This window comes from Archangium minus (assembly GCF_044360475.1).
GTDB classification, from domain to species: Bacteria; Myxococcota; Myxococcia; order Myxococcales; family Myxococcaceae; genus Archangium; species Archangium minus.
The window spans coordinates 64093-86340 of the sequence record NZ_CP043494.1 but is presented as its reverse complement, the minus strand read 5'-3'; the positions used below and the strand labels follow the sequence as shown (position 1 = coordinate 86340).

Here is a 22248-nt window from a genome sequence, read left to right as displayed (position 1 = left end):
CTCGCAAAGCCCGGAATCATGGCTTCCATCGAATCCGCTATTTCAGAGCAATTGGCGCAGGCCTTCACCGTCTACATCCCGTGCGCGCTCCAATCGCAGATGGACCTGCTCGCAGCGGACACCCGCCACACCCTGCTGGGGGAGCTCTTCCGCCTCGCCGTCCAGGCCTGGCATGAGCGCTGTCTGCTGCCCCGCCACGGCCCCGTCACCCTCGAGTTCCTGCTGGCCGGCTGCGACGTGGGCATCGAGCTGGATGCCCCGGCTGCCCGCCTCACGCTCGTCTCGCTCATGCGTGCCCGGCACTGAGCCGCCCGGGGGCCTTATCCACAGCTCCACCTTGTCCCCAGGCCCCGCTGTTTCTTCACTGGAGTAATAGAGTATTAGATCAATCAGTGATGACAGCAGGGGGTGTGGGCTTGTGGAAAAGTCCGCAACTGCTCGGAATCACTGACGAATCCCGAGTATGCTACATGTGGGGAAGTTGGCGCTTATCCACCGCCACCCACAGGGGTTGGATCATCCCCAGGGTTATCCACAGTGGCACCCGGCTCCATCCACAGGCCGTCCACAGGGGGTGTGGGCTATGGTTCAGCCCATGTCCGCACCGGCCCGGGGGGCGCCCCAGACGTTGAATTCCACCGACCTCGACCTGCACTGGGGCGAGCGCATCGGACGGTATCAGGTGCTCGCCCAGCTGTCGGTGGGAGGCATGGCCGAGGTGTTCCTCGGCTTCACCTCGGGGCCGGGCGGGTTCCGCAAGTATGTCGCCCTCAAACGAATTCTTCCGGACGCGCGCGGCGACGAGCAGTTCGAGCAGATGTTCCTGGATGAGGCCCGCATCACCGCGGCGCTCAACCACCCGAACATCGGCCAGGTGTTCGAGCTGGGCCGGGACGGCGAGGGCCTGTTCCTGGCGATGGAGTTCATCGCGGGGCAGAACCTCAACCAGCTCGCCACGGTGTGCCGCCGCCGGGGCCTGACGCAGCCCCCGGGCCTGAGCCTGTCCGTGGTGCGCGACGTGTGCCTGGCGCTGCACTACGCGCACTGCTTCACCACGCCGGGCGGCAAGCCCTTCCCCGTCATCCACCGGGACGTGTCCCAGAAGAACGTGATGGTGACGTACGACGGGGAGGTGAAGCTGCTGGACTTCGGCATCGCCAAGGCACGCGATGGCGTGGTTCGCACCCAGGTGGGCATGGTGAAGGGCACCACCGGGTACATGTCGCCGGAGCAGGTGCGGGGCGAGCCGCTGGATGGACGCAGTGACTTGTTCGCCGCCGGGGTGATGCTCCACGAGATGCTCAGCGGCGAGCGTCTCTTCGCCGCGGAGACCGAGCGCCAGGAGATGGAGCTGATCCTCTCGGCGCCCATCCCGCCGCCGAAGGTGCAGGGGCTGCCGCCGGAGGTGTCGGCGGTGGTGCTCAAGGCGCTGGCGCGCAACCGGGAGGATCGCTACCCGAATGGCCGGGAGATGGCGCGGGCGATTGAGGCGGCGGCTGGAAAGCTGCTCTTCGACTCCGAGCAGCGCTCGGCCTTCATGCGCGAGCACTTCCAGGAGCGTATGGAGGTGACGCGCCGGCTGCTGGAGAGCGCGGACGCGGTGAAGGAGCCAACGCGGCCGGACACGGGGACGGAGTCGCGTCCAGTGGCGGAGAGGTCGGAGGCGAGGCCTCGGGTACGGCCGGAGCTGCAGCGGCTGGCCCAGGGACAGGGAGCGTGGCGGGGACCGGAGGTGGAAACGGCGGAGACGCCGGCGGCAAGAGTCACGACCACGGGGCGGGTGGTGACTCGGGAGCGGCCCGCGGCAACATCCCCGATGGAGACCCGGCCTACGGCACCTCAGGCGAGCGGAGGCGGAGGGACGGGGAAGTTCTGGGGAGTGATCGCCGTGCTGCTGGTGCTGGGGGGAAGCCTGGGCTTCGGCGCGGTGAAGCTGCTCGCGGCGATCAAAGAGCAGGAGGCCAACGGGACGCCCATTCCGGTGGGAGACATCTCTCCGATGATGCCTATCCAGCGGCCCGACCCGAAGACGAACCCGGAGCCAGGGGTGGGCACCTCCGCGGAGGCGAAGACGCAGCCTTCGGCGCAGGAGGGCGAGGCGGCCCCCACGAACAAGGACGTCCCCCAGGATGCTCGGGCGAACAAGACGGCCCAGAAGGCTCCGGCGAACAAGGACAGTGATGGTGACGATGACCGCGAGCCCGCGCGGAACGTGAAGAAGGGAGCGCTGACACTGCTCGTGCTGCCGGAGGCCGAGGTGTTCCTGAAGGGGCGCTCGTTGGGGAAGACGCCGCTGATCAAGGTGCCGATACCGGCGGGCACGCACCGGCTGATCATCAAGGGCGCGGATGGGAAGCAGCACCTGCTGTCAGTGCCCATCCAGGCGGGCAAGACAGCGCAGTTCAAGCTCGCGCTGAAGGACATCCCCGAGAAGGAATGAGACGGGACGGAGGAGCGGGGCAGCCTTCCCCGCTCCTTGCCTCACACCGGGCGGACTACTGCTTGATGCCGGAGACGGTGTTGGGGTCTGGCGTGGCCGCCGGAGCCGGGTTCTTCAACCAGCACTTGGCATAGGTCCCCTGGACGCCAGGCTTGACGTACGTGTAGGCGAGGCAGCGCGAGTCATTCGCGCACTCCGTGCGGCACAATTCCGGGTCCGCGGCGGGGAGATCCAGGCCCTTGTAATCCGAACCATAGCGATTCATCCCCGGCTCCACGGTGAGGGTGGTGGGTGGGGGCGGCTGCGTATCGTCCTTGACGCCAGAGACGCAGCAGGTACTGGTCCTGGCGACCGGGACCGAGCCCTTCAGCCAGCAACGCGCGCTGGACCCCTGGATGCCAGGCTTGACGTACGTGTAGGCGCGGCAGCGCGAGTCATTCGCGCACTCCATGCGGCACAACTCCGGGTCCGCGTTGGGGAGATCGAAAAACTTGTAGTCGCTTCCAGGGCGGTCGGTTTCGGCCTCCACCGATACCGAGCTGGCGTACGCCACCGTGGCTCCGAGAAGCAGCCCGGCGGCCCCGAGCAGCAATGCCTTCTTCTTCGTGTGTTTCATGATGCTCTTCCCCCTTGTTTGCCTGAATTGGCTTTGAGCATGCCTGGCTTTCTTCCGCGTCCAGGGCGTGCAACGCATAGCACACTCGACAGTCAGGATGTGAAACACAATATGTGGAGATTCAGCGACGATTGACTGGCTTTTCTGACGAGACGGGAACGATACACCCGCAGCGCTCCTTCGCTGGTTGCGCATGGGACAGGTGGAAACCCATCTTGTTGGTCCGATCACACACCGTTCTTGTGTCGTGGAATCGTCCGGGAGAGGATCCACTCCGGAACCTTCCATAGGGGGAAACTCATGAGCAAGCGACCGATCCGAATCATCCAGTGGGGCTGTGGCCTGACGAATCCGTCACCCCGAGGAAGCCGAGGCCGTCTTCCGTGAAGCCAAGGCCGATGTCTGCATCCTGTGCACCCGCAGCACCATGCCCGAGCTGGCGGACGACCTGCGCCTGGCCGCTCGCCACGGCGTCAACGCCATCACCATCGGCGAGGAGGCCTTCTTCCCTTGGACTACCTCGAAGGCGATCACCGAGGAGTTGGACGCCCTGGCCAAGGCCCATGACTGTACCCTCACCGGCTCGGGCTACCAGGACGTGTTCTGGGGCAACCTGATCGCCGTGCTGGCCGGGTCCACCCACCGGATTGATCGCATCCAGGGTCTGACCCAGTACAACGCCGACGACTACGGGAGCGCGCTGGCCCAGAAGCACGGCGTCGGGCTCGACTTGGACACCTTCGCCATGCGCATCGGCGCCAGCAATTCGCCCTCCTATGTATGGAATTCCAATGAGTGGCTGTGCGCTCGGCTGGGCTGGCGCGTGCGCTCCATGCGTCAGCAATTGCTGCCCACCACTCACCACTCACACGGCGCCGCTGCGCTCGGCGAGCCTCGACCGGGAGATCGCCGCTGGGCATGCCACCGGCATGAAGGCGGTGGTGGTGACGGAGACGCACGAGGGTCCAGTGATTGAAACCCACTGCGTGGGCAAGCTCTACGCGCCCGGTGAGGTGGACCTCAACGAGTGGACGCTCCAGGGCGAGCCCTCGACGACGGTGACTGTCCGCAACCCGGCCACGCCCGCACTCACGTGCGCCACCGTGCTCAACCGCCTGCCGCAACTGCTGGCCGCGCCCCCGGGCTTCGTCACCACGGACCGGCTCGACATGGCCAGCTACGTCACCCGGTTGGAGGTGGACGCGTAGCATTCGATCCCTCCAAGTCCATGCACTCCAACTGGAGCAACCCCTCTTCCAGATGCAGCGCGTAGACGAGCGAGCCCGCGGAGAGCATCCGCGTGCGCAGCTGCGGCGGAATGTAGTCCATCGTCTCCAGGCGCTCGCGCAGGCCCAGGAAGGCGTGGCAGCCCGCGGCCTGCAAGTCTCCGCGCGCCATCAATCGGTCGAAGTGCTCCAGACCTCCTCGCGTGTCGTCGGAGTCGTGGATGATGTCGGAGGCCCGTAGGTGCCGGAGCGCCACGCGCCCGGGGTGCCTGCCCAGGGCGAAGTGGTGGTAGAGGACATACTCCGAGGCCGCGTTCCACTTCTCCACCGTCACCTCCTTCATGAAGGCCCGCCAGGCTGGCAACTCATGCGCCTGCTCCGCGAGGGAGAGCAGCTCTTCGAGGATGTCCGCCTGGAAGAGCATGTGGTGCTGCATGCCGCTGAACGGGTGCTGGGGGCTCCAGCCGGGGACGAACCTCCGGGCGAACTCCGCATGCACGTGCTCCACCGTGGATGGGTACTGCCGGGTGCCGAGCAGCCACGTGAACGGGTAACCCAAGGCCAGCAGGGATCGTCCGTCCTCGCTCAGAAAGGGCACGTCCTGAAGGAAGACATAGTCCGAGTCCAGGATGAGCACCTCTGGCAAAAGTCCTGGGATGGCCCGGAAGACATACAACTTGAGAAGCTGTTGGTAGTACCAGGCGCCACTGGGGTAGGGGCAGCCGCGCGCCTCGAGAGTCTGGCTGATGTCCTGCTTCGTGAAGGGAAACCACGACTCGGGGGCGTGGTGCACCGGGATTGCGCCGGGTAGGGGTTCGAGAACGGGTGCTTGCTGGGAGAGGACGTAGATCCTTCGGATGATGGTTCGGGAGTGCCGGGCAATTCCCCGTAGACAGGAAGGAAGCTTGGAGAAGTCCTTGGGGGCAACAGGGACGACAACGTCAATGGGCATGGAGCACTCCGCGGCCGGTAGGACGTGACCGCTCAGGGCTAGTTTAGGGCTCTCGTGCGGTTGTCCCATAGAGACAGACGTGCGCGATTCCCTGAAGGAGGCGCGTCAGGCGGAGACGACCAGCGAAATGTTCATCCTCCCCGTCGCGCGGCTGAGCATTGGGCCCCTTCCCAACCGCCCCGGGTTTGAGCTAGCCCCGTGACGCGCCCCACTTCACAGGGGCCGCGTCCGTCCTTACCCCGGGGGTTCCATGCGCTTCTTCTCGTTGTCCCTGGCCGCGCTGCTCGCGCTCGTGGCCTGCTCCACCACACCGGCCGTCGCGCCCGCATCCGCACCCGGAGTGGCCGCGGCTCCCGCGCCCTCCGGCCCTGTTCCTCCGGTGGCCAGGCGCGTTCCTCATCCCGTCACCCTGCACGGCGACACGCGGCAGGACGACTACTTCTGGTTGCGTGAGAAGGAGAACCCCGAGGTGCGCGCGTACCTCGAGGCCGAGGCCGCCTACACCGCCGCGGTGATGAAGCCCACCGAGGCCCTGCAGCGGAAGCTGTACGAGGAGATGCTCGGCCGCATCCAGCAGACGGACCTGAGCGTGCCCTACCGCAAGGGCGGCTCCCTCTATTACTCGCGCACCGAGGAAGGGAAGCAATACCCCATCCTCTGCCGGAAGAAGGGCACCCTGGAGGCGCCCGAGGAGGTGATGCTGGACCTCAACGTGCTCGCCGAGGGGCAGAAGTTCCTCTCGCTGTCCGAAAGAGAGGTGAGCGATGACGGCCACCTGCTGGCGTACTCGGTGGATACAACGGGCTTTCGCCAGTTCACGCTCCAGGTGAAGGACTTACGCACCGGGAAGACGGGCGTGGAGCGCATGGAGAAGGTGACGTCGGTGGTCTGGGCCGCGGACAACCGCACCCTCTTCTATGTCACCGAGGACGCGGCCAAGCGGCCCTTCAAGCTGTGGCGGCATACGCTCGGCACGCCTTCTTCCGAGGATGTGCTCGTGTACGAGGAGAAGGACGAGCGCTTCACCCTGGGCGTCCAGCGCTCGCGCTCCGGCGAGTACCTCATCGCCTCCTCCGACAGCAGCACCACGAGCGAGGTGCGGGTATGGCCCGCGCGCAACCCCACGGCGGCCCTGACGGTGGTGGCCCCGCGCGAGCAGGACCACGAGTACAGCGTGGACCACCACGGAGAGCAGTTCTACATCCTCACCAACTCGGGGGGCCGCAACTTCCGCGTCGTCACCGCGCCGGTGAAGTCGCCCGGTCGCGCGAACTGGAAGGAGCTCATCCCCCACCGCGAGGCGGTGCTGTTGCAGGGCCTCTCCCTCTTCAAGAACCACCTGATGCTGTACGAGTTCGAGGCCGGGCTGCCGCACCTCTCCATCACCGACCTGAAGACGCGGGCCTCGCACCGCATCTCCTTTCCCGAGCTGGTGTACGTCGTCTACCCGGAGATGAACGAGGAGTGGGACACGAAGCTGCTGCGCATCGCCTACCAGTCACCCGTCACACCGCCCTCCATCTACGACTACGACATGGTGAGCCGGGGGCGGAAGCTGCTCAAGCAGACGCCGGTGCTGGGGGGCTATGACGCCTCGCGCTACCAGACAGAGCGGGTGATGGCGGAGGCGAAGGACGGGGTGAAGGTCCCGGTGAACCTCGTCTATCGCAAGGGCCTGAAGAAGGACGGGAGCGCTCCGCTGCTGCTCATGGGTTACGGGGCCTATGGCTTCCCCGCCTTCCTGGGGTTCAACTCGAATGACGTGTCGCTGCTGGAGCGGGGCGTGGTGCTGGCCACCGCGCAGATTCGTGGCGGCAGCGATCTGGGCAAGGCGTGGCACGACGGTGGCCGCATGCGCAACAAGATGAACACCTTCACGGACTTCATCGCCTCGGCCGAGGGGCTCATCGCCCAGGGCTACACCTCGAAGGAGCGGTTGGCCATCGAGGGCGGGAGCGCGGGTGGCCTGCTGATGGGCGCGGTGATGAACCTTCGCCCGGACCTCTTCAAGGTGGTGATGGCGCACGTGCCCTTCGTGGACGTGCTCAACACCATGTCCGATGCGAGCCTTCCGCTCACCGTGGGCGAGTTCGAGGAGTGGGGCAATCCACAGGTGAAGGAGGACTACGACTACATGCGGCGGTACTGCCCCTATACCAACGTCGCCGCCAGGGACTACCCGACGCTGCTGGTGAAGACGAGCTTCAATGACAGCCAGGTCATGTACTGGGAGCCGGCCAAGTGGGTGGCGAAGCTGCGAGCGCTGAAGACGGACAAGAACCCGTTGCTGTTCCAGATCAACATGAACGCGGGCCACGGCGGCGCGTCCGGGCGGTATGACCGGTTGAAGGAGGTTGCCTTCGATCAGGCCTTCCTCCTCACGCAACTTGGCGTGGCCCAGTAGCAAGGAGGGAGCGGGACAATCCCAGGTCCATCTGTCCCGCCCCAGGCTCCTCCGCGGCCAGCCTGCCTGGTCCATTCGAGGCGTCCGCTCTTGTTCGGTGAGCAGTGGGCCAGGGCGGGGAGTGGGTCACATCTTCCTTCAGGGCACTCCATCCCGTCAGTGACGCTCGTGTTGCGCATGCTCCCTCTCCCTCTGGGAGAGGGCGGGGGGTGAGGGTCGTCACCCTCGTGTTCCTGGCGACACTCCACCGCGCGGGTCGTCATGGCAGAGAAAAATCCATTTTTTCCGTTGGTCCGTAGCTTGGGTGAAACCCACTCGCATCGCGAGTTCACCCCGTGAGGATCGACAATGCTGAAGCTGAATCCGCGAGCCGCCATCGCGGTCCTGATGGTGGCGACCCTGGCCCTCTCGCCTGGGGCTTTTGCCGCCAGCCACCGCGAGGCCCCCATCACCGCCCTGGACCACAAGGCTGACATCACCGACTTCTTCGCTTTTGTCAGCTATGACAATCCAGACAAGGTCACGTTCATCCTGAACGTGGACCCGCTGCTGGAGCCGTCGAACGGGCCCAACTACTTCCCGTTCGACCCCAACATTCTCTACACCATCAAGATCGACAACAACCACGACGCCGTCGAGGATGTCTGGTTCGAGCTCCGCTTTGCCACGGAGATCCGCTTGCCCAATGTCTTCACGGGCTATGTGGGCGCGGGCTCGGGAATCGCCGCTCCGGGTAACTCGCCACCACCGGTCGCTCCCGGCACGCCCATCGTGCCACCGGCCATCACCGCTCTGGACGGGCCCGGTTCGGAGGGACTCAGCTTGCGCCAGAGGTACTCGGTGACCCTGGCACGCCGCGGCCCGGACAACTCCGTCAAGCGCACCCGCCTGGGCGAGCACATGCGCCTGTTCGCGCTGCCGAGCAACGTCGGGCCGCGCACCATGCCGGATTATGCCTCGCTGTCCAGACAGGCCCTCTACCGGGTCGGCCAGGACGTCCGCGTCTTCGCCGGTACCGTGGAAGACCCTTTCTGGATCGATCTCGGCGCGGCCTTCGACTCCCTGAACTTCCGCTCCACCGGCTTCACGCAGCCTGGCGTGCTGACGGACGCCCAGGATGCCGATGACACCCGCAACTTCGCCAGTGATGCCGTCTCCGGCTTCAATGTGAACGCCATCGCCATCGAAGTGCCCATCTCGCTGTTGACCTGCGACGGCAAGAAGCACGCTGCTTCCGAGCCCAAGGCCACGATCGGCGTCTGGGGCACGACCTCACGCCCGCGTGTCACCATCCGCAGAAAGCCCGGGGAACGGGGCGATGAGTCCCTGGCCGGCGGCGGCTGGCGGCAGGTGCAGCGTATGGGCAATCCCCTCATCAACGAGCTCCTCGTGGGCACCGGCTTCAAGGATCGCTTCAGCATCGACCAGCCCAGGAACGACTCTCAGTTCGCGCCCTTCTTCCTCGATCCCTTGCTGGCGCGTGTGCTGAACGCGGTGTATGGGTTTGACATCCCCGCGCCCCCTCGCACGGATCTGCTACCGTTGGTGACCTACGCGCCGCCCATCGCCGCCGCGGGCACTCCCGCGGGTCCGGTCGCGGATCTGCTTCGCCTGAATACAGGCGTCCCCCCCACGCCCGTGGGCAAGCAGAAGCGTCTGGGCCTGCTCGCGGGCGATCCCGCCGGCTTCCCCAACGGACGCCGCCTGGGCGACGACGTCACCGACATCTCCGAACGCGCGGTGGCGGGCGTGCTGAATCCCAAATTCAACAAGGCCCCCAACAACCGCCTCGGTGATGGCGTGAATACCAACGACGCCCCGTACCGGAACACCTTCCCGTACCTCGGCCTCGCCTGGAGTGGTCGCAACCACCGCCACCTGGACCCGGGTGAACCGGGAGGCGGCCCCGTCAACTAGTCAACCGGACCATGGGCGCGCTCACCGTGTGCCCATGGTCCTCCTACCAGGAGGTTTCCCATGAAGACGATTTGGAGTCTGGCGGGGGTCTTGCTGTTCACCTCGCTCGCCCTGGGCCAGGGTCACGCGCAATCCACTCCCGCGGAGGCGCGGATCGCACAGGCTCGCGGCGCCATCGAGAAGCACCCCGATTACTACTCGTCCTACAATGAGCTCGCGTGGGCCCTGGCTCGCCGGGCACGTGAGACGGGCAATCCCTCATACTATGAACAGGCCGAGGAGGCCCTGAGGCACTCCTTCCGCCTCCAGCCCGACAACCTCGAGGGAAAGAAGGTCCAGTGCTGGCTGATGCTGGGCAAGCACGAGTTCGCGCGGGCGCGCGAGCTGGCGCGCGAGCTCAACCGCCACGTGCCCGACGACGTGCTTGTCTATGGCTTCCTCGCGGACGCCAATGCGGAGCTCGGCAACTACGAGGAGGCGGAAGCCGCCGCGCAATGGATGCTCGACCTCCGTCCGGGCAACATTCCCGGGTTGACGCGGGCGGCGTACTTGCGCGAGCTCTACGGCGACGTCGAGGGGGCGCTGGAGTTGATGCGCATGGCTTACGAGCAGACCGACCTGGGCGAGCTCGAGGACCGCGCCTGGCTCCTGACACAGATGGGGCACTTGCATCTCGTCATCCATCAGGACTCGGAGGCCGAGTCCTCACTGACGGAGGCCTTGCGCCTGTTCCCCCGCTATCACTACGCGCTGGGGGTCCTTGGCGAGCTCCGCATGAAGCAGCAGCGCTGGGCGGATGCCGTTGAGTTGTTCGAGCTGCGCTACGCCGCTGCGCCGCATCCAGAGAATCTCTATTCGCTGGGGGAAGCGTTGGAGCGCGCCGGCCGCTCCCGTGAAGCACGAAGGGTCTTCCGCACCTTTGAACGGCAGGCCTTGCGCGAGAGCGGTGGTGAAGACAACGCCAACCGTGAGTTGATCTTCTACTACATCGAGCATGCCCACAAGCCAGCCAAGGCACTGCGTCTGGCCCAACGCGAAGCCACTCGCCGGCAGGACGTCTACACCCTGGACGCGTATGCCTGGGCGCTCCATGCCAATGGCCGCCATCGCGAGGCGCGAGCTCAAGTCGACCGTGTATTGAAGGTCGGCGCCCGTCACTCCCTCTTCCAGTCGCATGCCAAGGCGATCACGGCCAGCCTCGACCCGGTGAAGGTGTCCAGATGATGCGTACTCTTGGAGTGTTGGCGGCCGGCTGGGCCTCTCTCGTGGAGACGGAGATGCGCCACCTGCCCATGCTCGGCCACATGGCCGAGATGCACCTGAGCGCGGGCTCTCGGGACGGTGGTGTCTGTCTACCGGAGCTCGTCATCTCCCTGACGACGATGGGGGACCCCCTGATCCCTCGTCCCGAGGCCTACTCTCCGCGTGGGCCTGCCGGATCGCTCGGGGTGACACTCGCGCCGCTGCGCTACTGCGGCGGGGGTGGGCTCGAGGTGTCATTGTTCGGCCTGGACATGGCCTACGAGACGAGCGAGGGGAGCTCGGGCACTGCCCTGCAGATGGGCCTCCTCGGGGCGAGCTTCGACTTCTGAGACGCCAGCCCCGTGTTCCGTACAGCGGGTTCAGTCCTCGCGGTAGTGGGCCACCCGATAGAGCAGTGCCGCGTAGCCGATGCCCACCGATGCTGCATCCGGGCCCGCGAGGCGGCGAGCCCTTGTGGACAGTTCAAGGGCTGTTATGGGCGGGCAGGCTCGACACTGTGCATCGGACAGTGAATGATCACAGGATAGTGAAGGGCGACTAACTCATAAGGGTGGAGCGTGCCCTGTACCGTTGAGCTCATGATTCCCTCTAAAGAATATTTGATATCCGTTGCGCATGATTACTGGCGTCAAGATAAGGATTATCAACTCCGGCAGGAGAAGAGCCCTGAAGAGAGAAGGCGTGAGGCCCGATGGAACAAAGAGCTCGAAAAGATTGACCGATGGCATGCGCTCCTGCGTGACCTCAGACAAGAGCTTCCCGAATTCACCATCGGAGATGGCACCGCGACACCTGACGCCTGCTTTCGTTGTGTCGCCTACCCGGCCAAGGGCCGCCCGATGCCTCCTCACGACTGGGTCATCGTGGGCTGTATCAGCATCCTGGCGCCCATCTACATTGTTTACAGTGTGCAGTATGGCCGCGTAGGTCATAAGGATCGGCTCAACCCCAGGATCGGCTTCGAACCGTTCCCGCTCGAGATGAAGCTTCCGGCTGATATCCTCTCTAGGAAGATCGAGGAAACATTCGGAGTCAGCAAGCTTCCACGCGAGATCGCGGAAACACCTGTCCCGCTCTTCGTGAAGTGGGTAGAGCCACCAGAGACAACGCTATTTCATGCGCTCTTCACGAACGAGCCAGACAACGTGCCTTGAGCGATGAGATATCGCATCGACAAGTGAGTACTTCCCGCTGACGGTCCTCTAAAGAGGCTCGGAGCGCCGCGGCTGGCCCTGCTTCAGGCCTCCTGGGTAGGAAGGAGGGGAGACTTGCTGATGTGTGTCGCCGGCCCCCGCTGGCGCAGGAGGTACTTGCGAACCACCTGGAACCGCGGCGGGGTGGAGAGGAACACGTCTTGCGGCGCATCGTGCAGGAGGCCCACGTTGAGGACGTGTTGACGGTAATACCACTCGCCTGAGTCCCAGTAGTGGAGCCGCTCGTTGTAGACGGCGCGTCCCCACTCCCCGGCGCGCAGTGAGAACAACTCCTCGCGGTGTTGTCCTCGCGCCATGCTTCCCCAGGCACGGCTTCCCGGTCTGCCCATCCGGCCATAATCGAGTAGGACGAGCGCTCCCGCGTCCACCCGCTCCACCCGTAGGGCGCCGGCCTCGGCGAAGGCCTTCCGGTGCATGTCCCGTTCTTCGCGCGGGAGGAACTGATGCCGCTCGTGGAAGAAGACAGTCTGCACTCGGAACACCTCCTCGTCCGCGCTCTCCAAGGCGGAAGGAGGAAGAAGGAGCGCGCGGGGCGTGGCGTTACGCACTCCCGCCTGTGGGCCCCCGCGCGAGTGCTTCGTCCACTCGGTGCAGAGGTCCTGGAGGAACAGTCCGGTGACCCCCACCCGCGCTTCTCGGATGCTCCTACCTCTCAGTCGTGCCATACCGCGCCTGACGGAAGGTGCACTCCGGGACTGACACCTTGCTCACCACGAGTGGACGTTGCTCGTAGGGCGGCCGTCACTTGCCGCTGCCGTTGAATCCTCCGCTGCTGGAGCCGCCCCCGCTGGAACTCCCGCCGCCCATCGATGACGATCCGGAGGAGCTGAAGCCACTCAAACCAAAGCTCGTTCCGCCTCCGATGCTCCCGAAGCTGCCGCCTGTGGCGGGCGAGCTTACTCCGAAGCCGCCGCTAGACGAACCCGAACCAGAGACCACCGGGCCACTGACACCGAAGTTGCTGAAGCCGCTGCCACCAATGCCCCCGAGCCCGGTGCTGGAGTAGCTGCTGTAGCCCAACTCCCAGCCTCCGATCCTGCCGTAGGTCGTACCCCTCCCAACCGCGCCATGAAGTCCGAATGTGTCGAGGGCCCTGCTTCCGATGGAGCCGATTCCGATGCCGCCATAGGTCCACGACCCGCCGAGGCCGATCGATGAACGGCCCGAACTTCCGAGTGTCCCGATGCCGTTGCTATCGAAGGCCATGCCCATGCCCACAAAGCCGCCGAACCCGAAGCTGTTGAGGCCACTGCTTCCAATCGTCCCAATGCCAAGGCTTGGATAGCTGAGTTGGCCGCCGAAGGGGCCATAGCCACCACCCAAGCCAAAGCCGCCGAACCCACCGATCGGTGTGCCGAATGGCCCGAACCCAAAGCGGCTGCCAGCGGGAGCTACCGGGGGATTGAAGACGGAATTAAACCAACTGTTGCCGGCCACCGGCGTACCGTGTGGACCAAAGCCGAAAGAGCCACCGGGCGTGGGCCGTGGTGTGAAAGCGCCATCGAAGCGGTCGAAAGTGGGGTTCGTAGGAGGCGTGTATCTGTAAGGATGCTGATCTTCGAAAAGATGCTGATTTTCGATAGATTTGTGCCTGTTGAACACTTCCACATTGGGAGCGATCTTACCGTTCAGCTTCTCGTAGACCTCATTCACGGTTCGCGGGTGTGTTCGATTCTTGTCCGCGTAGAAGATGCTGGGATTGGCTTTAGCTGCAGCGGGGAACATTGCCGCGGCGTCAGCGTTTCCCTGGCCTGAGTCGCGTGCGCGTAGAAGGTTGGCCGCCCCCTCGGGTCCCATGAAGTGAGCGATATAGAGCTCGCTAGCGTCCAATGGTCGACCCAGGCGCTGCCTCAGCATGCGCTCGTTGTCCTTCGCGAACTCCGCTCCCATTACTGCGCTGGTCTCAGGATCCTTACGTAGGTCCAGGATTTGTTCCTTCACAGTGGGATCCCGGACCACGTATGTCTTCCCTTGTTTGACGATCTGATCCGCAAAGGATCTAAGCCCATGGGCAGCACCGTGCTGCTTGATCATCCCCAGCCAGGTTTGATCGAGGAATTGGTATAGGCCCGTTGCACTGCTGGTATCGGCTTTGGCGTTGGGGTCGAAGCTGCTTTCCTGTTTCGCCATGGCCATCATGTACCCATAGTCTACTCCGACCCGAGTTGCCGCGTTGCGGATAGCCGACTCCACTTCAGCGGAAGGTTGTGACAACTTCGGATTGGGAGAATATGTTGGTTTTTTGGGAGGAACTGAGGGCCCTCCGGAAGAAACTGGTCGTTCCTTGAGACGAACTGTAAATTCCAGTGTCGCAATCCTGGTTTGCGGATCTTGCAGCGCGGACGTCTGGGAACCACGAGAGGCGCGCGCGGGGGTGAAGCTGCTGGTTCCGGAGTAGCCTTGTGCTTTCGGCGCCTTAGCGGCGGCGACTTTCGCAGTACCTGTTGTCGGATTCTTCGCGCTGTTGCTCGTGGGAGCGGAGGAACCGCCTTTCCCAGAAACGCGTGACGTGGACCCGCGACTGGAGTTGGAACCTTTGACCGAATTGACGCCCATGGAGTCTCCTGTGCTGATGCACCATGAAAGTTCGAGAGCCAGCGTGCCACGCGATCTCAACAAATTACACGAGCGGAGGATACATTAAAAGGAAGGCGAGAGATGGCAGGTCCTGTTGCGGTAGCGACGATTTCGTAAATGAACATTCGATGGCGAGAGCAACTGGGATGCGATGGTTACAACTTGCCCCTTGTGTCAGAATCGTGACGAATGGAGTTACCTTCAGGAGGACCACTTTCCAAGGGACGTAGGAGAGAGCATCCACCGGGCTTGAAGATTGCGCTGAAGGTTAAGGGAGAGCGGGCGAGTGCATGGGAGCAGGCGCTAGGACTATCGCCCCCGAGCAGAGCAGCCAGACATGACATCGCTGCTGGCTTGGTGCTCATCTGAGGAGTCCCGGGGACACGGAACGCTCGAAAGCTCGCCTGCTGCAGGAGTGCGACGCGTCCGATCGTGCACATCCTCGGGTCGAGTCATCCCAGGTCCGCACGCGGCCTGGATTGCACCACAGGCCAAGGGCCGGAGGAGGATGTGATGAAAGGGCCGCTGTCTCCACGCGTCCACGGGTTCATCGACTACGCGGGTATCTTGCTGCTGTTCCTCGCGCCAACGCTGTTCGGGTTCTCGGGTACCCCGGCGACGATCCTGTACGTCGTGGCCGTGCTGTACCTGGCCATGGTGCTGTTGACGGCGTATCCGCTCGGTGTCGCGAAGGTGATCCCTTTCCCCGTGCATGGGCTTATCGAAGCGGCATTGTCGCTTCTGTTCATCGTGGCGCCGTTCCTCCTGCGCTTCTCGGATGTGGCCGCCGCGAGGAACTTCTACATCATCGGGGGAATCGCGCTCGGTGGGGTGTTCCTGCTGACAAACTACCAGGCCGCTGAAGCACCCCGGTCGCTCGCTGGCGAGCGCAAGCGCCGCTACGTCTGATCTCCGCGCACCGCCCGGTTCCACCAGGACTCAGGCGGTGCGTCGGGTTGTACCGAATATCAGGTCAGGCCACCGGGTAGCCCTTGGCCTTCCGCGCGAGTCCGCCGTGCGCATCGAGCATCCGCTCGCGCCAGGCGAAGACAGGGTCCTCGGCTTGCAAGAGCGCGAAGGGGCTGATGCAGCGCGCCCACTGGAAGACGCTGAAGACGATGTAATCCACGTACCGCGGGGACGCACCGCCCAGGAAGGGCCCTTGCGCGAGCGCCGTCCGCACGGGGGCGAACAGGGCGCGCAGCTCGGGCAGGCGGGCCTCGCGGTCGGCCACCAGCTGCTCAAGCGGAGCGCCGTAGCGCGCCTCGCGGGTGGCCCGGAAGTAGGCCCGGTCCTTCTCGTGCAAATGCCCGTAGATATCGAGCACCATCATCCGCCCCACCGCGGGGTTGAGCACACGATCCGTCCATGCATTGACGAAGTGAGCCATCACGCGTCCCTCGGGTCCTCCGAAGAGGCTCGGCGTGTTCGGGTAGCGCTCCTCGAGCTCGAGCGCGATGGCCCAGGAGTCGCTCACCGTGCGGTCCCCCTCCACGAGCACCGGCACCAGCCCCTGCCCCGAGAAGGCGATGGCCTCCTTGTCGGAGAAGCGCCAAGGCACGGTCTCGAAGTCGAGTCCCTTGTGCACCAGCGCCAGCTTGGTGCGCCAGCAATAGGGGCTAAAGCGCCGATCCTCCTCGGCGCCGGCGAGGTCATAGAGAACGCGGCGCATGACGTGTGCTCACTTCTTGCTGGCGGGATCCATCCCCGGAGCCAAGCCCTCCACCAGCAGCATGTCCGTCTGGGTGCTCGCCTGACGCATGGCCTTGGCGGGGGCGTACTCGGGAGAGTTCCACCACTCGCGGGCCCGCTCCACGGTGGGGAACTCGAGCACGGCGATCCGCGTCGGGGTCCACGTGCCCTCGAGCGTCTCTGTCGCGCCCCCTCGCACCAGGTAGCGGCCGCCGTAGGCGGCGATCGTCGGCGGAGCGAGCTGCTTGTACCGCTCGTAGGTCTCCGCGTCCTTCACCGTGATGTCGACCAACACATAGGCAGGCATTCGTTTCCTCTCGCCAGGTCAGGAGCCCGTATTCCGGGTGGCGGATGCCGTCAAGGTGCTCGCGGCGAGCCGCAGCAGCTCGTCGTCGGAGAGCTGCTCGGTGGAGAGCGCGGAGGGCTCGGCCTTGACGCGATCCACCTTGCCATCGCGGGCGATGTGGAACTCGCCGGTGCCCTGACCGGGAATCTTCGCCGGGTCCACCCGAGCCTCGCTGAGCATGGGCTTCATCTTATCCAGCGAGACCTTCTCCTTCACGCGGCCGATGAACCAGGAGCGGATGGTATCGCGGCACTTGTAGTCGAAGTCGCCGGGGCTCTGCGTGGCCAGCATCAACCCCAGGCCGGCCGAGCGCGCGCGCTTGAGGAGGTTCTCCATCGGCTGCTTGGTGGACGGCTGGCGCATGGCGGGCAGGTACATGTCCGCCTCGTCGAACATCAGCATGGCCTGCAGCGAGGTGGCGGGATTGCGATTGAGCCAGCGCGTCACCTCGATGAGGAGCTGCGACACCCAGAAGAGGACGCTGTTGTTGTCGCCGAGGAACTTGGTGCTGATGATGCTCAGGCGAGTCTTGCCGGACGTCGCGTAGGCACCGCGGCCGAGCAGCAGATCCATATCGAGCTTCTCGGCCTCGCCGCTCATGAGGTGCTTCGCGTCGATGCGCAGCCGATCCAAATCATCCGCGAGCTTGTCGAAGAGCTTCGTGTCCAAGCGGCCCGCGGCATTTACCAGACGCGGATCCTTGTTGCCAATGAAGCGAACGAGGTTCTCCAGGGTGACGCTCTCGCGCGTCAGTTGGACGTACTGGTCAATGGCTTGCGCGAGCAGTGTCCGGCAGGACTTGTCGCGAGGGTTCTGCCGGTAGTCCAGCATGCCCGCAAGCGCCTCGGCGGCATGGCGCGTGGCCTGCTGCCGATCGAAGTCCGAGAGCGCGTCGAGCCCGTCCGGGACGATGGGGATGGTCAGCGGGCGGCCGTAGGGATGGCCCGGGGTGAAGAGGGCCACGTCGATCCGCTCGCGCAGCAAGTCCCTTCGCTCGGCACGACGGGGATTATCGATGGGCCGCGTCCAGAAGGACTCGGAGGCGTAGCCGGCGAGGTCTCCCTTGCGATCCACGAGGATGGTCGGAACGCCCTGGAGGAGCAGCTGCTCCAACACATTGAGCGCGAGCGTCGTCTTGCCGCTGCCGGAGCCACCGAGGAACGCGGAGTGCCGGGTGAACTCGTCTGGAGCGAAGAGGACGGGCTCCTTCAGCAGGCTGTCCGTCTCGCCGATACGGATGGGCTCACGCTTGCGCGGGGGCTGCGCCACGACCTTCTTCTCAGCCGGAGGAGTCACGGTCGTGGCGGATGGTGCCTGGGGAGGTGGCTCGGGCGGGGTCACGACAGGGAAGGCCCCGGACTGAGGTGAGGCGCCTGTGGGAACAGGCGGAGGTGTCTCGGCTCGGGCGGGATTGGGAGGCGCACTCACCCCGGAGCGCAGGTGCTCCAGGTCGAGAATCTCTCGCAGTGACTTGAGCTGGGTGAGGGGCCGGGCGGAGCGCAGCCACGCGGCGAAGTCGGGGCGAGCCTCGTGCCGCTTGCGGAACTCGCGCAGCGCGAGCAGGGTGCGGCTGTCACTGTCCTCGAGCACCGCGCGGCGCCCACCCTTGCTGATGAGCTTGCCGAGGTTGATGGCGGCCTTGCCCTTCGGGTTGCTCGGGAAGTCGCTGGTGCGCACGACGATGGGTGTCCGCACGGCCTTGCCGGCCAGCTTCCAGGTCTGTTCGATCTGGTCCGCGAGTGCTCCGGCTTGAGGACCTTTGTTGCACAGGGCCACGTGCAGCTTCGCTTCGCCAGGCGAGACGTCCACATGGATGGTCTCACCCAAGCGCCGCGCCTCGAAGCGATGCCCCGTGTCCACCTCGTCCGCGCAGGCCTTGAGCGCCCAGACGAGCAGCTCGGCGAGCTCGGCATCCTCCTCGGGAGGCGACGTGTTGTACGTGGAGCGGAAGTCGTTCCACGGTTGGTCCAGCTCCGGCGCGGGGCCTGGGCCCACAATTACCTTCCCACTCTCCAGTGGGAAGCGATCGGGCAGCGCACCGTCGCGGATGGCCTGCTCGCGCCAACGGCGGCACGCGTCGAGCACGTCGCGCGTGTTCTTGCCAGACAGCTTCTCGAAGCCCTCGTGGGGGAAGGGATAGGTGGGCTCCGCCGGATCGAAGGGCGCGTCCTCCATTGCGTAGAGGTGCTCCAGCCGGCGCTCGGTGATGAGCCGCGCCTCCTCGGCTGTGCGCAGGTGCTGCAGCTTGATGAGGTCGGGATCGCGCTCGATGCGATCCAGGAGGGATTGGGTGAGCTGGCCGCGCAGACCCGTCCAGAAGGTGTGCAGGCAGCTGATGACGATGACCGACGAGGGCGCGCGCTCGGCGAGGTCGCAGAGCATGTGCATGGCCCGACGGAAGGCCTGCGCGTTCGTGGCCTCGATGTCGAAGCCCTCGAGCTGGTCTACGCACAGTACAAGCGAGTGATTGAGCGCCGCCGCGAGCCGGCCCAGGTGCTCCACCATCTCCTGGGGGTGGTTGTCATAGGTGCGCGGCACCAGCCCGCCGAGCACCTTGCGATCATTGTCAGACAGGTCCTCGCAGCGCAGGTACTTGAGCACGCGGCTGCGGATGCGCGTGTCGTCGCGCTGCAGGAAGAGGAGCGCGCGCAGCAGATCCAAGTCGAGCTTCTTGAAGTGGGGCTGCTTCTGCAGATCGTCGGCGGCGATCTCCACGAGGTTGGGGATTTCCTCGGGGTCCTGCTCGGGATCGGCCAGCAGGGCGGCCACCTGACCGCAGTGGGAGAGCAGCACGTCGGAGAGCTTCTGCAGTCCGGAGCGGGGCTCGGTGGGCTCGTGGTAGGGCTGATCGAGCGAGTCGATGAGGTTGGAGAGGACGTAGCGCCCGTAGTTGGAGGTGGACGTCGTCATCTGCATGTAACCCACGAAGCCGAGCGAGCGCTCGTGGGCCATGGCGCGGAAGGCGCGCAGCAGGTGCGTCTTGCCGCAGCCCGATTCACCGAGCATCAGCAGGATGCGCCCCGAGTCCACCCCGGGCGGCGTGGTGGCGCGCAGCAGCAGGCGCTCGAAGGTGGCGCGCGCCTCCTGGTGCACCGTCTCCACGTCGAAGGGATCCTCCCGCCAGACCTCGTGACGGTGCTGGATGGAGTGGAAGACCTCGGTGCGATCGGAGAGGAAGGTGGCGAGGCGAAGATCGGTCTGGGTCATCGGCGGTCCCCCGGTTGCCGGACGAGAAGTGGAGCGCTACAGGGCGATGAAGTGGAAGGTGGAGCCGAGGTGGGAGATCTCCGAGGCAGCGACATCCGCGGGATCCATCAGCTCGACCATGTCCGCGCGGCTCAAGGACAGGAGGCGCTTCTGGTTGGCCTCGACGAGCCGGTTCTTGAAGGACTGCTCGTCCAGGCCCTCACTCCGCAGGGCGCGCCAGACGTGCGAGATGAAGACCCGGTCATCTCCGAAGCGCCCCGTCGTCGCGCCACGGGCGGCGTCCAGCACGCGCTCGGCGAAGGCGGGAAGGCCGTCCTCGGTGGAACGGGGTGCCGGTGCGGGGGGCTCGGAGGCGGTGGAGCGGGGCGCGGGCACAGGCTCCGCGGCGGGGATGAACCAGGACTGCAGGGCCGCGAGGCGGAGGCTCTCCGCGTCCGTGCGCCGTGCGCCCACACTCCTGGCCGCTAGTTGCTCCATGGCCTGTGAGGGCTTCACCTCGCGCGAGGACTGGAGCACCTGGCTGAGCAGGAAGGACTGCACGGCGGCCAGGGTGAAGGGCTTGTCCGTCTCCACGCCGAGCTGCTTCCAGCACAGCTCGTCCCGCACCTCATTGAGCTTCCGGGTGCCGACTTTCTTGAGGCCCAGCTGCTTCTGGACGAGCACCGCGCGCAGGTTGTCTGCCTTGTCCAGCCGGCTCGCGTTGGAGGCGGGCAGCCCCAGCGCACGCGCCGTGAGGTACGTAAGCCGGAGCTTCTTCCAGGTGAGGCCCTTGGGCAGGCGCTCCTCCCCGAGGAACTTCAGGGCTCGCGCGCGTCCCGTCTTCGTGAGGGACACGCCCTTGCGCGCCGTCTGCTGGATGAGCCCGCCCGACTCGAGCGCCGCCAGCGACTCGTCGAGCCGGGTGTTCCACTCACCGCTGCTCCAACGGTGAGCAGCAAAGGACTTCAGCGCGCTGGACAGCCCACTGCGAGGTCCCTTCCCCTCCGCGCGCGTCAAGAGCCACACCAACGCGAGCTCGCCCACGCGAGACACCTCATGCCCCTCCATCTGCATCCTCCCTATGTGGCGGTGGCCCCCCTGGGGCATCACGCCGGAGCGAGACGACTTCCAAGATAGTGTCGCGAATTTCCTCGAGCCGCGCCACCACGTCATTGGCGAGGAAGCGGAGCACCAGGTAGCCGTGCCGTTGAAGCCCCAAGTCCTTGCGCCGGTCGCGGCGGTAGGCCTCGGGATCCTGGAAGTGGTAGTAGCCGTCGACTTCGATGGCGACGCGCAGCCGGCGACAGAGGAAGTCCACCTCCACAGGCCGGTTGTTGATGCGGAACTCGGCGCGCTTGTTGTTTTCGAAGAGGCCCTGGGTGGCGGGGAGCGAGTCGAGCAGTGCGAGCAGGAAGCGCTCAGCGGAGCTGCGCGCCCGGTCCGCGGCCTCGGGCTGTTGGGAGGCGGCTTCCAGCTCGCGGGCTGCCTCTCCGTAACGGGTCAGCACCTCGTCCGTGACACCATCAGCGGCCAGCCGGGCCAGCGGGCCGGAGAGCGTCTCCGTGGCTTTGACGCCGAGTGTCTCCAGCCGCCGCTTCAGCTCCTCGGGGGAAGGCGTGTCGAGCTCCAGCAGGCCTTCACGTACCAGGGCCAGGGCCTGGCTCTCGCCCCCGTGCAGGTAGGCGTCGACGGTAGGCCGATCCACCTGGAGGGCCACGATGAGCGAGGGCACGGCATCACAGAGCCTGGCCGCCACCCGTGCAGCGCTCGTCAGCCAGGCGGCGCCGGAACCGGAGAGCATGAGGGTTGGAGCTGCTCCCGATGGGATGAGCGCATGCAGTGCCACGAGTGCGCGGAGGGGATCTCCCTCACAGGCGGCGAGTATCACGTCAGGGAGGATCCCGGACTTGTGGACAACTTGTGGAGGTTGGAGCAGGCACCTGCACGTGGCGGAGACATCTCCTCCGGGAATGGAGGGGAAGAGCTCTTGGAGGAGCACGTCGCGCTCATGCTCCGTCCTTCCCTCGAGCAGGGAGCGAGACTCGCCGGGAGCGAGGCCCGCGGCGGCACCGAGGTAGTCCGCCGCATCCGCTTGGAGGTTCCTGACACGAGCGAGTGTCTCCACCCAATCGCGGACCACCGTGACCTCGTGGGTGCCAGGAGAGACACAGAGGGGCTGGTGGCGCGAGTCGAGCCAGCGGCGCCAGAGGGACATGGCGCTGCCAGGAGGACCGGCGAAGACGGTGAGCTTGGGGATGCCCTGCTCGCGCCGACGCTGATGCCGTTCCAGCTCTTGGAGGACCGAGGCATCGCTCCGGATGTGGGGTCTGGAAGAGGGCACGGACCCAAGCGTCCTTGAAATCGAGGCGTGGCATCAAGGGCCCCTCCCCCGCTGCTGTGTCCGGGAGTGGTCAT

Annotated in this window: 19 protein-coding genes; 10 read left to right on the top strand and 9 right to left on the bottom strand. The window is 65.5% G+C overall.

Annotated features, from left to right (window positions below; genetic code table 11):
- The first annotated feature begins 18 nt into the window (after positions 1 to 18).
- Together F0U60_RS00430 and F0U60_RS00425 are read left to right on the top strand one after the other, a co-directional pair.
- A complete protein-coding gene (locus tag F0U60_RS00430; protein ID WP_395812743.1) occupies positions 19 to 306 on the top strand; it encodes a hypothetical protein in 288 nt (95 codons plus the stop codon).
- Positions 307 to 595: 289 nt separating this feature from the next.
- On the top strand, positions 596 to 2440 hold the full coding sequence (locus tag F0U60_RS00425) for a protein kinase (RefSeq protein ID WP_395812741.1): 1845 nt from the start codon (positions 596 to 598) through the stop codon (positions 2438 to 2440).
- 55 nt (positions 2441 to 2495) lie between these two features.
- Here the strand turns inward: F0U60_RS00425 and F0U60_RS00420 are convergent, their stop codons facing one another.
- Positions 2496 to 3056 carry a PAN domain-containing protein gene (locus F0U60_RS00420; RefSeq protein ID WP_395812739.1) on the bottom strand — a complete coding sequence of 187 codons (561 nt, stop codon included), beginning with the start codon at positions 3054 to 3056 and terminating at the stop codon, positions 2496 to 2498.
- Positions 3057 to 3483: 427 nt separating this feature from the next.
- Between F0U60_RS00420 and F0U60_RS00415 the strand changes: the two genes are divergently transcribed.
- Both F0U60_RS00415 and F0U60_RS00410 read left to right on the top strand, forming a co-directional pair.
- Entirely contained in the window at positions 3484 to 4032 is a 549-nt protein-coding gene (locus F0U60_RS00415; protein WP_395812737.1) for a hypothetical protein, read from the top strand.
- On the top strand, positions 4025 to 4264 hold the full coding sequence (locus F0U60_RS00410; RefSeq protein ID WP_395812735.1) for a hypothetical protein: 240 nt from the start codon (positions 4025 to 4027) through the stop codon (positions 4262 to 4264). The genes F0U60_RS00415 and F0U60_RS00410 overlap by 8 nt, the downstream gene beginning before the upstream one ends.
- Here the strand turns inward: F0U60_RS00410 and F0U60_RS00405 are convergent.
- On the bottom strand, positions 4239 to 5234 hold the full coding sequence (locus tag F0U60_RS00405) for a hypothetical protein (RefSeq protein ID WP_395812733.1): 996 nt from the start codon (positions 5232 to 5234) through the stop codon (positions 4239 to 4241). The two genes, F0U60_RS00410 and F0U60_RS00405, sit on opposite strands and share 26 nt — an antisense overlap.
- 250 nt (positions 5235 to 5484) lie before the next feature.
- On the opposite strand from F0U60_RS00405, the gene F0U60_RS00400 reads away from it, so the two are divergent.
- The 5 genes from F0U60_RS00400 (at position 5485) to F0U60_RS00380 (ending at position 11972) form a co-directional block, all read left to right on the top strand.
- Entirely contained in the window at positions 5485 to 7638 is a 2154-nt protein-coding gene (locus F0U60_RS00400) for a S9 family peptidase (protein ID WP_395812731.1), read from the top strand.
- A gap of 348 nt (positions 7639 to 7986) precedes the next feature.
- Positions 7987 to 9555, top strand: a complete 1569-nt coding sequence (locus F0U60_RS00395; RefSeq protein WP_395812729.1) for a DUF4331 domain-containing protein — start codon at positions 7987 to 7989, stop codon at positions 9553 to 9555.
- 60 nt (positions 9556 to 9615) lie between these two features.
- Positions 9616 to 10779, top strand: coding sequence for a tetratricopeptide repeat protein (locus F0U60_RS00390; RefSeq protein WP_395812727.1), 1164 nt, complete (start codon positions 9616 to 9618; stop codon positions 10777 to 10779).
- Positions 10776 to 11147 (top strand): hypothetical protein, encoded by a 372-nt coding sequence (locus F0U60_RS00385; RefSeq protein WP_395812725.1) that lies wholly within the window; start codon positions 10776 to 10778, stop codon positions 11145 to 11147. Before F0U60_RS00390 ends, F0U60_RS00385 begins: the two co-directional genes overlap by 4 nt.
- A gap of 249 nt (positions 11148 to 11396) precedes the next feature.
- Entirely contained in the window at positions 11397 to 11972 is a 576-nt protein-coding gene (locus F0U60_RS00380) for a hypothetical protein (RefSeq protein WP_395812723.1), read from the top strand.
- Positions 11973 to 12055: 83 nt separating this feature from the next.
- Here the strand turns inward: F0U60_RS00380 and F0U60_RS00375 are convergent, their stop codons facing one another.
- Positions 12056 to 12697: a hypothetical protein gene (locus tag F0U60_RS00375; protein ID WP_395812721.1), complete on the bottom strand. Its 642-nt coding sequence runs from the start codon at positions 12695 to 12697 to the stop codon at positions 12056 to 12058.
- 76 nt (positions 12698 to 12773) lie between these two features.
- Positions 12774 to 14588, bottom strand: a complete 1815-nt coding sequence (locus F0U60_RS00370; protein ID WP_395812719.1) for a transglycosylase SLT domain-containing protein — start codon at positions 14586 to 14588, stop codon at positions 12774 to 12776.
- A gap of 534 nt (positions 14589 to 15122) precedes the next feature.
- Between F0U60_RS00370 and F0U60_RS00365 the strand changes: the two genes are divergently transcribed.
- Complete coding sequence (locus F0U60_RS00365) at positions 15123 to 15518, top strand: hypothetical protein (RefSeq protein WP_395812717.1); 396 nt, start codon at positions 15123 to 15125, stop codon at positions 15516 to 15518.
- A gap of 64 nt (positions 15519 to 15582) precedes the next feature.
- Here F0U60_RS00365 and F0U60_RS00360 read toward each other — a convergent pair whose 3' ends face one another.
- Genes F0U60_RS00360 through F0U60_RS00340 form a run of 5 tightly spaced genes read right to left on the bottom strand, consistent with a single transcriptional unit; the run spans position 15583 to position 22174 of the window.
- Positions 15583 to 16281: a glutathione S-transferase family protein gene (locus F0U60_RS00360; protein WP_395812715.1), complete on the bottom strand. Its 699-nt coding sequence runs from the start codon at positions 16279 to 16281 to the stop codon at positions 15583 to 15585.
- A gap of 9 nt (positions 16282 to 16290) precedes the next feature.
- Positions 16291 to 16608: a DUF1330 domain-containing protein gene (locus F0U60_RS00355; RefSeq protein ID WP_395812713.1), complete on the bottom strand. Its 318-nt coding sequence runs from the start codon at positions 16606 to 16608 to the stop codon at positions 16291 to 16293.
- Between the two features lie 18 nt (positions 16609 to 16626).
- A complete protein-coding gene (locus F0U60_RS00350) occupies positions 16627 to 19854 on the bottom strand; it encodes a helicase HerA domain-containing protein (protein WP_395812711.1) in 3228 nt (1075 codons plus the stop codon).
- A 36-nt stretch (positions 19855 to 19890) separates the two neighbouring features.
- A complete protein-coding gene (locus tag F0U60_RS00345) occupies positions 19891 to 20901 on the bottom strand; it encodes a hypothetical protein (protein ID WP_395812709.1) in 1011 nt (336 codons plus the stop codon).
- Entirely contained in the window at positions 20888 to 22174 is a 1287-nt protein-coding gene (locus F0U60_RS00340; RefSeq protein WP_395812707.1) for a DUF559 domain-containing protein, read from the bottom strand. Before F0U60_RS00340 ends, F0U60_RS00345 begins: the two co-directional genes overlap by 14 nt.
- Positions 22175 to 22248 lie beyond the last annotated feature (74 nt).